7 protein-coding genes are annotated in these 10,000 nt (G+C 47.3%); 4 read left to right on the top strand and 3 right to left on the bottom strand.

Going from position 1 to position 10,000, the window contains the following annotated elements; genetic code table 11:
* Window positions 1-634: cupin domain-containing protein (locus LDL40_RS07330; RefSeq protein ID WP_300994581.1), on the bottom strand; the 634-nt coding region annotated here is incomplete at its 3' end.
* A gap of 101 nt (window positions 635-735) precedes the next feature.
* On the opposite strand from LDL40_RS07330, the gene LDL40_RS07325 reads away from it, so the two are divergent.
* Together LDL40_RS07325 and LDL40_RS07320 are read left to right on the top strand one after the other, a co-directional pair.
* Window positions 736-1,476 carry an SDR family oxidoreductase gene (locus LDL40_RS07325; RefSeq protein ID WP_300994580.1) on the top strand — a complete coding sequence of 247 codons (741 nt, stop codon included), beginning with the start codon at window positions 736-738 and terminating at the stop codon, window positions 1,474-1,476.
* 126 nt (window positions 1,477-1,602) lie between these two features.
* Window positions 1,603-2,262, top strand: coding sequence for an HAD-IA family hydrolase (locus LDL40_RS07320; RefSeq protein ID WP_300994579.1), 660 nt, complete (start codon window positions 1,603-1,605; stop codon window positions 2,260-2,262).
* Window positions 2,263-2,347: 85 nt separating this feature from the next.
* On the opposite strand, the gene LDL40_RS07315 is transcribed toward LDL40_RS07320, so the two are convergent.
* Together LDL40_RS07315 and LDL40_RS07310 are read right to left on the bottom strand one after the other, a co-directional pair.
* Window positions 2,348-5,299 carry a TonB-dependent receptor gene (locus LDL40_RS07315; protein WP_300994578.1) on the bottom strand — a complete coding sequence of 984 codons (2,952 nt, stop codon included), beginning with the start codon at window positions 5,297-5,299 and terminating at the stop codon, window positions 2,348-2,350.
* A 90-nt stretch (window positions 5,300-5,389) separates the two neighbouring features.
* On the bottom strand, window positions 5,390-8,041 hold the full coding sequence (locus LDL40_RS07310) for a glycoside hydrolase family 16 protein (RefSeq protein WP_300994577.1): 2,652 nt from the start codon (window positions 8,039-8,041) through the stop codon (window positions 5,390-5,392).
* Between the two features lie 371 nt (window positions 8,042-8,412).
* Here LDL40_RS07310 and LDL40_RS07305 point away from each other — a divergent pair, with 371 nt between their 5' ends.
* Both LDL40_RS07305 and LDL40_RS07300 read left to right on the top strand, forming a co-directional pair.
* Complete coding sequence (locus LDL40_RS07305) at window positions 8,413-9,129, top strand: thermostable hemolysin (protein ID WP_300994576.1); 717 nt, start codon at window positions 8,413-8,415, stop codon at window positions 9,127-9,129.
* A partial coding sequence (locus LDL40_RS07300; protein WP_300994575.1) for an AMP-binding protein occupies window positions 9,129-10,000 on the top strand: 872 nt, incomplete at its 3' end. The genes LDL40_RS07305 and LDL40_RS07300, both read left to right, overlap by 1 nt.

Here is a 10,000-nt window from a genome sequence, read left to right as displayed (position 1 = left end):
AGCTACGAGCCGGGTCGCGGTGAATTTCCCGAATTGCCAAAGCTACGCGTTCATCCGCCAGACCACGCAATAAACCTGGTGGTGCCTGCTCTGTGGCTGTGGAACGCAATGCCTCAATCAACAAGACTTCCACCAGTCTGCTTAACACCAGATCCTGACCAGCTAAAGCTTTTTGGCATTCGTCATTAATCAAACTCACCAGTACAGGCAGGCTTTTACTTTGACGCAGATGCACTATGCCAGGCATCAGAGAGACCAATAAAGCGGAGTCGGGCGAGTTAAACTCAAAATATCCCCCTAATAAGCGCACATCGGCAGGCCCTTCTGTCCGGCCATGACGGATTTCTCCTGTCGCTATAGCAGCAGCTTTGGAATCCATCAGTTGTGGCGTAACTTTATCAAAACCCGACATAGTAAAACCCGGCGTGGTCGGTAGCAGAATAAAGTCTCCCGCTTGCAAAGTAACGGGGTCCTGACCGTCGACCGCAAGCAAACAACTGCCTTCGAGCACAGCGCAAAAGCTTGGAAAACCAAAATCAGAATAACGTACAGCCCAGGCTCCGGCGCCACTGATGCCTTTTGAAAACACAGTGCGGGGTTGCAGCAAGCTGATCACTTCCGTCAGCGGATCCATAAGTTTTGAACTCTAAGTAATGAAATGTGAACTATTGATTATAGATAGTTCAGTCGATGTTCGCTACTTTAACCCCAGCGAAACTAACTTATGGAGATGCGATGAAAACTGTACTGATCACGGGTTGTTCATCTGGTTATGGCCGGGAAACCGCTTTGTATTTTTTGGCCAAAGGCTGGAAAGTGATAGCTACCATGCGCACGCCATGCACTGCTGGTTTGCCTCAGTCGGAACACTTAAAAGTTTTAGCTTTGGACGTAACGCAAGCCGAAAGTATCAAGGCTGCATTGGAAGAGGCAGGCCCTATAGATGTATTGGTAAATAATGCTGGTATAGGGCTCTTTGGTGCTTGTGAAGCCACGCCAATGACTACTGTGCGTGAGGTATTTGAAACCAACACCTTTGGCATGATTGCCATGGCTCAGGCGGTAATCCCACAATTTCGGGCGCAAAAATCTGGCTTGATTATTAATCTCACTTCAAGTGCTGTATTAATGCCCATGCCATTGGTGGCTGTTTATACCGCCAGTAAAACCGCTATTGAAGGTTTTAGCTCGTCCTTGGCTCTGGAGTTAAAGCCCTTTGGCATTGAGGTGAAATTGGTGCAGCCAGGTTATGGCCCAACGACCAACTTTACCAGTAATGGTACTGAGCGTATGCAAGGCTTGATCACAGCGGATTATGCTGACTATGCCCACAGTGTATTTGCAGCCTTTACGCAGGTACAGCAATTTACTAAAGAGTTGGATGTGGCTGAAGCTGTGTTCCGTGCCGCCACAGATCAATCGGGTCAACAGCGTTTTCCTGCTGGTGCCGACGCAATGGCTTTATCTATGGCTTAATATTGCAGAATGAAAGTCACAGTAATAATCCCTGTCGCTGTGACTTTTTCTGTTCGTCCGTGTTTGTTTTGTGGCAAAGTAACTTACTGAGTTATAAACCTTATTCGACCGAAGGACTGCAGCCTCATGACTCTTGATTTACTACCTGATCATAGTTTTGCCGCTATGTTATTTGATATGGACGGTACCCTTATCAATTCTATTGCTGCTGCGGAGAACGTTTGGGCCAAGTGGGCCAGATCTCATGGTATTGATGTTGAAACCTTTTTGCCTACTATTCATGGCAGAAGAGCCATAGACACTATCAAGAGTTTAAATTTACCTGGAGTAGATGCTACTGCAGAAGCGGCTACTATCACTCAAGCTGAAATAGCTGAAGTGGAAGGTATTGAGGAAATACCTGGCGCAACGGCATTTTTAATGCAAATTCCACTAGCCAAATGGGCTGTCGTCACTTCAGCGCCGCGCGAACTGGCATTAACCCGGCTGAAGGCTGCTGGCTTGCCAATGCCACGGGTATTAATCACTGCCGAAGATGTTGATCAGGGTAAACCCAAACCTGATTGTTATTTATTGGCAGCAAAACGGCTTGGCGTGAGTTGCACCCAATGTCTGATTTTTGAGGATGCTGATATTGGTATACAGGCCGCGCTGGCCAGTGGTGGCACTTTAATGGTGATCACTGCAACTCATAGTCACCATAGTCCGGCAGTGGCTGAGCATCAGTTCGCGATAAGGGACTATAGTCAGCATGGCGACGTACTGCCTCGTAAGCTAAAACCGTGATAAAGTTAGCTTGTCCGTACCAGGACTGACCAAAAAAACACCCGGCAAAGAGCCGGGTGTTTGTGTAAAGCATATACAACAACGCTTAGTCAAAGCTGTATCTCATGCCTAAGGTATAACGTGGACCATACTGGCGGGCGAATAAGAACTGTTCTTCATAGCGGCCATACCCCTGTTCAGTTTCGTTATTCAGGTTTACGCCTTCAAAAAACAGATTGAGCTGCTCTGTTACCGAATAGTTCAGACTCATATCCCACTGACCATAAGCTTTGGCAAACTGAGGCGGAGCGTCAGCAGAGCCTTGTGACTGACCTACGCCAATCAAGTATTGGTCGCGCCAGGCATAAGTGACTTTCACCGACCAGTCTTCTTTTTCATAAAACAATTGGAAGTTAGCGGAATCACTTAAACCTGTCAGAGGAGCCTGTTGTGTCAGACTGGTGACGTCAAATTCCACATCGCCCTGGACAAAAGTAGCGTTAGCGCCCATACCAAAACCAGATTCGCCAAACAGATGCTGTATTGCCAGTTCAAAACCATCAACAGATTTTTTATCTGTATTGGTGGGCTGACTGATATTCCAGACGATCAATGGGTCCTGAGCGTTAGGTTCTATTTTACCTTCCGCATTGCCATGACCGTTTGCCAGCATTTGTTCAAAAATGGCGGTACTGGTCGCCTGCTCACCACGGGCTTCAATATCAGCAATGGCTTCAAGATAGCGCGGGCCGTTAAATATGTCGTGTAAGCCTTCGATAGTGGTTTCAGTAATAGTGGTTTGGATAAAATTATCTACGTCTTTTTTGAAATAACCTAAGGCGGCATAACTGCCATCACCATAATAATATTCCAGTGTCAGATCCAGGTTAGTAGACTCAAAAGGTAGTAGGTTCGTATTCCCCTGACCACCAGTTCTGGAGCCAGGCTTGGGACTACCACTTAAGCTGCGGCCGCCAGCTAAAGAGCCTAAAGGTGCTCTGGTTATGGTTTTGCCCCAGGAAAAACGTCCGACCAGGTCTTCTGTTATATCAACTTTTAAATCTAACATAGGTAACAGTACGTCGTGTTTACCTGTCAGTGTCAGAAAATTATCAACACCACCCTGTTCATACTGGGTGATCCACTCTGAAGGGCTTTCCCAGTTCACCTGAGTTTCAACACGTTGGCGCACAGTACTGGTGACATCAGTTTCCTCATAGCGCACACCAGCGTTTAATTGCAGTGGAAATGCACCTAACTCGAGCTCCCACTGTGATTGCAAATAGGCGCTGTTGGTGTCTTCGTCCACACTACTTTGACTGTCTATGCCATCAAAGTAGGCATCAGGCACATAGGCATCACCACCCATTATGGCTTCCGTCAGAAATGCCTTTTGCCGCGCTACTGCCTCATCAAAATCATAGGTGTAGTAATAATGTGGCTGAAGTGAACTACCACCGCTACTGAATTGGTCAAGGAAATTGCTGGTCGAATGTCGGGTAAACATACTATCCGGAAAGATTTGCGGATAAGCCGGGTTAAAGCCTGGGCCACCTCTTAAACCACTCCAGGCTGTGTAACCTCCCATGCTTTGTTCCGTAACGGATATTCCAAATTTAATAGTGCTCAGAGGGATTTTAAAGCTGGAATTAAACCAGGTACTGTCCAGCTGCAGTTGTTGGATCTCTGATTCACCAGGGGAGTGGCTGAACTGACTGAAATTGGAGTCAATTTCGCCTGGTGTTAACTCATTGGTACCATTACGCCAGAATATCATCGCCTGAGGAATATCTCCGGTACGATAGTCATAAACTTTTGACAGTAACTGATCAGAGCCTAAGATCACTTGGCCTGCACTGCCTAAACCTTTGTCTGCGCCATTGTCCGCTTTGTTGTTGGAATCGTGATAATCCAGCGCGAAATGCCAGTCATCATTCAGTTTCCAGTCCAGATTTAAACCTACAGATCGTGCTTTCACTTCAGTGGTGTTTCTGTCTGCAGTAAAAGAACCGTCATTGCCACTGATATCTGCATAAAGTGCAGTGCCATTTTTATCCAGTTCGTAAGCGTTAATATTGCCACCAAACTCGTTCCAGATCCCCCAGCCAATAGCGTTAGTACCAGTGATAGCGCGCGAGCCTGTGTAATCCAATGTAGCGACAAAATCATCCACTGGCTCGTATTGCAAAGTGAGTTGCCCGTTGCTGCGTTCCCGTTCGACATTCTCCATGCCGTAGTTCATATCTTTGGGGAAAAAGTAGTTACCAATTTTATTGCCCTGAGCATCTTCAGGCCGTGCATCGACCACTTTACTGGCATCCAGAGTGGGCAAAGCCACATTGGCTTGCCAACCTTGAATATTGGCTTGTTGCTTTTGGAAATCCCGTTCCTGATGTGAAAAAGAGAAGGCCAGGCCCAGCTTATCGTCGGCAAAAGTATTGCTGTATACTGCTGCGACTTCAGGCGTAACATCATCACCTTCAACCACTGAACTATCGTGGATCGCCTTGGCTGCCACAGAAAAACTCTGGCCAGGCTGACTCAGAGGTTTAGTTGTCACTATATTGACTGTGGCGCCTAAACCGCCGCTTGGCAGCTCGGCTCTGGCAGTTTTAACCACTTCCAGTGCGCTGACTCCCTCTGACGATAGATTTTCAAGGCTATAAGAGCGGGTGTAACCAGTACCAGGCATCTGACGGCCATTTAGCGTCACCAGATTAAAATCAGGACCAAAACCACGGACTGTGATTTGACTGCCTTCACCATTAGAGCGGCTTACGGATACACCGGTAATACGTTGCAGAGACTCTGCCAGGTTGGTGTCAGGAAACTTACCCATTTCTTCGGCGGAAATGGCATCAACAACACCATTGGCGTCACGTTTCATCTCCATAGAACGTATCAGACTGCCACGGATGCCTTTCACCTGAATTACTTCAATTTTTTCTTCTGCTTTTTCTTCAATTTGCTGGGCTAACGCCTGCTGCAAAGTTCCGGCGGATAAGATGACCGAAATACAGACCGCGAGGCGACTTTTATTTGAGTTTAACCTTTTCATGTTGAACCTGTTCATTCGAATGCTGTTGTGTTAACAGGAAACCAGCCTGGTTCCCCGCTGCTAGGTTTTTTGCGACCAAAGCTGTGCTTGTCATGGGGTTGTAATGACGACGTTATCCAACCTGTAGACTGCTCCCTCGCCTGAACCCCAGGCAGGGAATACCATCAGCACATCAATAGCACTGATATCAAGGCCCTTATCAAACAAGCTTTGTAGCGGGAAAGTGTAAGTTTGCCACTGACCCGGAACCGGAGTGGCGCCTTCCAGACTTGCAGACAGGTCCAGCTCTACAGCCGAAGACGCATCACCAGCTTCAATTTTAAATTTCCAGACCGCAGCTGCATTATTTGGCGCACTGACGACTTTCATCTCAAACCGTACTACGCCATTGGCCAGCAGCGATGAAGCGTCGTAGTACACATCATCATCTGCTAATAAACCCATGACTGTTGGTGCTGCGCCAATCACAAACTGTGCTGTGCTGCCGTGAATGGCATCATCCTGCTCTACGCTAGGTACAGTGCCACCACAACAATCCCAAATAGCCCACTGTTCTGCTGCCGCGTCAGCAAAGAGAGTCAGGCCGTTAGCAGAGGGGGCATCACCGTCAGGATGAAATATTTTGGCATTATCTACTCGGTACACTGCGCCGTTACCTGTACCCCATGCAGGAAAAATCATAATCACATCAATGGCACTCAGATCCAGACCCGCGGAGGCTAGATCCGAAAGTTTGTAGCTATAAGTTTGCCATTGGCCTGTAACAGGCGACTGAGCTTCTACGCTGGCCGTTAAATCCAGCTCTACAGCTTCTGCACCATTATTGGATTCCACTTTAAACTTCCAGCTGGCATCGGGGGCAGATGGAGCGTTAACCACTTTCATTTCAAACTGGATCAAACCGCCGTCCACTAAAGCCGTAGCATAAAAAGGCATATTAGAGCCACCATTTGCCTGGCGGGTGATGAACCCCATGACAGTCGGAGTAGCTCCCAGCTTAAATTCAGCAGTCATGCCATGGGCAGCGTCGTCAACTTCTTCTGTAGGGGTAGAACCAGCGCAGCAATCCCACATAGGCCAATCGGGGTTTTTACCGTCTTCAAACAAGACTAATTTTGGTAAGCTTTGGTTAGGTTGAGCTATTTTTACATTATCGACACGATATACAGCTCCGTCACCGGTTCCCCATGCCGGGTAAATCATTACGACATCAATGGCTGCAAGATCCAACCCTGCATCAGCCAGAGCTTTTAACGGGAAACTGTAACTTTGCCATTGACCTGTGGTTGGGACAGCGCCCCCTGCAGCTAAATCCAGTTCTACTGCTGTAGTAGCGCCAAGGCTTTCCACTTTAAATTTCCAGACCGCAGCGGCATTGGACGGAGCTGAAACAACCTGCAGGTCAAAACTGATACTACCACTGGCCATAATTGGAGAAGCATCAAAAGGTGTGGCTTTACCTGCAGGGTCTTTAATAAACTCAGATCGACTGACAAAGCCATTCACAGTAGGGGCGGCCCCGACAGAAAACTCATACACATTACCACGCTCTGCGTCTGCCACCAGACCAGGCGTGGAGCCTCCACAGCAATCCCACGCTGCCCAGTTTGGATTGGGTATACCATCAAAAATAGTCAGGTTTTGCGCAATGCCAGACGAAGGGGGGGAAGGGATCGGAGCTTTACCTTCTACTAAAGCATCATTCAGTTTATCGTACCCAGGTCTGATGGTCTCACAGCCTTTTCCTGTGGCCGGATTTGAAGCACATTCATATACCCGGACATAGTCAATCTGAAAACGTTGACCATTGGTAAAAGCGCTGGCGTCTATGCCTTTGTTATTTACGTTTTCCGGCCAGTTACCGCCTACAGCCAAGTTCAGGATCATAAAAAATTTCTGATCAAAAGGGGCTGCATCCCAATGTGTTTCTAACTCACCGCCGCTTTGATCAAAGTATTCGGTATACCAGCCACGGTGTTTCAGACCAACAGCCTCACCTTTGGCATTAAAACGCACTTCTGATTGGCGCTGAGTGGCGAAAAGGTAGTTATCGACATACCAGCGAATTTCGCCTTGTTGCCACTCCACTGCATAGGTATGGAAATCATCTGCCGGATTTTTACCTTCCGGTAACAGGTAGCTTTTGCCAGAGTTGGAATTATTTGGCCATGCTTTACCGTAGTGTAGGGTACCGTGAACGTTAGATTCGGTGATGCCGTCAGCTCCTGTAACTTTCAGATTCACCGCTTCCATAATGTCAATTTCACCAGAGCGTGGCCAGTCGCCGTATACTGAATCTGTGGGCATCATCCAAAATGCAGGCCAACTGCCTTGACCTGAAGGTAATTTTGCCCGCATTTCAAAGCGTCCGTATTTAAAATCCCCTTTGTTACGACTCACAAGACGAGCTGAGGTGTAGGGTTTTTCAGCGTTAGCTGCTGCAGGCAGGGCGACTATATTCAACACACCATTTTCGATAAAAGCGTTTTCTGCTTTGTCGGTATAACATTGTTTTTCATTGTTACCACCTCCAGCACAGTTCACTTCGTGTGTCCATTTTTTTGTATCTATAGCAGAGGCGGTAAATTCGTCATTCCAGACCATCACCCAATCCGACACTGGCTGTACCGGGTCTGGATTGTTGAAATTTGATTTTGTTTCTGCTCCACCGCCGCAACCGTACAAGCTGGTCAATGTGACGCCTGCACAGAGTAAGGCGATAGGTGTCGCTCTTTTTCTCATTTGTTTTTCCCTGTCTGTTGGATTGTTATTATGTGGAACAGCCTTATTGCTCAGTTCACTGTCTGAAAGCGCTTTCAAAGCGTATTAGCAGGGTGAAAAAATATCAACTATCAGGTTAATAAAATTAACCTATTGAGCTTAAGTTTATGTTTGTAAAGCAAATATTTATTTGCTGATAGACGAGGAGAAGGGCAGTGAACCGTGGCGATTTCGCTTGATGACAGCCTGAGCAGCATGGGCTCTTACTCACTGGTCTTGCAACTAACTAATGTGTTGAAGAAAGATCTTTTTTCAAAACAACAAAAATCTTAAGTTTTCTTTAAGCTTCGTCCATCACACTGCATGCTAAATCGGTATGCAGGAGTGTGCTTATGTTGTCTTCCTATCAGTTCGAACAGTCTGTTGCTCTTAGTTTGCCTCAGTCATCCACTGCCACTTTGTCAGTGCCAGAGGGCAAAGCGCTGTTGCAGTTGGTTAAAGCATCAGACGCAAAGCGCGCCTCTATAGAACAGTTTATCGCTAGTGGTTTTGCCAAGGCTTATCAGGCGGACGTGCATAGTTTTATGCCAAATTTGCTAGGTGTAAGCCGGGATAACCAATGGCAAGCTGTGCTTGGACTGCGTAGTGCGGCACAAACGACACTGTTTATCGAACAATACTTACCTATGCCTGTGGAGCTGCTGCTTGCAACACAAGGTGTAAAAGCAGAGCGCTCGCAACTTATAGAAATTGGTCACTTGTACGCGATTAACAGACAGAGCTTGTTACAGCTGTTTGTGTTAATGGCTTACGCTTTGGACCAGTTGAAGTTCAGTTACTTGTTATGTGCAGCGACAACACAAGTGCGAAGTATTTTAAGCCGGCATGGCATTGAATTGACAGAGCTTGGTCAAGCGAAGGCTGAGGCTTTAGGTGAAGACGGTGCCAGTTGGGGCAGCTATTACGACACCAATCCTAAAGTCTGCGTGATGGATTTAGCTGCTGTGACCCGGCTGATCCACAGCGATGAGAAATTGACTACCCTGGCTCATCAGCACTGGCCTCAGCTGCATCAATTAGTTGCAGGTTTAGCGGAAGGAGAATGTTAATGCGGATTGAATTGCCAAAAACCGCTGTTTTGCGTGATTTAGCTTCCGGTCTGACCTATACAGAAAGTCAGATCAGTAAGCAAATAAATTTATGGCAGGAGTTGTTACTGGGCTACGGCGCGCAACGTATTGCTTTGGCGGCCAATAGTTCAGTGCAGTGGGCCTTGCTGGATCTGGCCTGTCTGGATGCTGATTTGCTGCTGGTACCGCTGCCTACTTACTTGTCAGACAGTCAGCTGGCGCATGTGATGACTCAATTAGAACCAGATTTTTATATTTCAGATAAAGAGCAGCAAGGGGCAGAATTTACCTTGCTGGAGCAGGTCGGGGATTTATTGCTGTACAGACGCGAGTTGCAAAGTCCGGGAGCAGCGATTCCTGCGACTTGTCAAAAGATTACCTTCACCTCTGGTTCGACTGGACAACCTAAAGGGGTGTGTTTATCGGCGCAAAGCCAATTGGATGTTGCGCAGAGTCTGCTGCAGCGAATTAATCAGGACGCACCTAAACATTTGTGTTTATTGCCTTTAAGCACCTTGCTCGAAAATATTGCCGGTATTTATGCCCCTTTATTAGCTGGGGGAGAAGTGTTGATTGCACCTGACGCTATGCGTGGCTTTAGTGGTAGTCAGTTGACTAATCCTCAGGCGTTGCTGACGTTAATAACCAGTACTGCACCAAAAAGTCTGATTCTGGTGCCTGAATTGCTCCAGTTACTGGTAATGGCCCGTTCTCAAGGCTGGCAAGCACCGGATTCTCTGGAATTTATCGCCGTAGGCGGTGCTCATGTATCTACTGCTTTATTACAACAAGCGGCTCGCCTGGGTTTACCTGTGTATCAGGGCTATGGCTTGAGTGAATGTGCATCTGT

Origin of the sequence: Rheinheimera sp., assembly GCF_020217005.1 — a bacterium.
Taxonomy (GTDB): Bacteria; Pseudomonadota; Gammaproteobacteria; order Enterobacterales; family Alteromonadaceae; genus Pararheinheimera.
The sequence above is the reverse complement of the archived record's forward strand: the minus strand, read 5'-3'. Positions and strand labels throughout refer to the sequence as shown.

What these genes read in the sequence shown, in the direction of transcription:
- LDL40_RS07325 (WP_300994580.1), top strand. Translation starts at nt 736, where the DNA reads ATGAAAACTGTACTGATCACGGGTTGTTCATCTGGTTATGGCCGGGAA.
- LDL40_RS07320 (WP_300994579.1), top strand. Translation starts at nt 1,603, where the DNA reads ATGACTCTTGATTTACTACCTGATCATAGTTTTGCCGCTATGTTATTT.
- LDL40_RS07315 (WP_300994578.1), bottom strand. Translation starts at nt 5,299, where the DNA reads ATGAAAAGGTTAAACTCAAATAAAAGTCGCCTCGCGGTCTGTATTTCG.
- LDL40_RS07310 (WP_300994577.1), bottom strand. Translation starts at nt 8,041, where the DNA reads ATGAGAAAAAGAGCGACACCTATCGCCTTACTCTGTGCAGGCGTCACA.
- LDL40_RS07305 (WP_300994576.1), top strand. Translation starts at nt 8,413, where the DNA reads ATGTTGTCTTCCTATCAGTTCGAACAGTCTGTTGCTCTTAGTTTGCCT.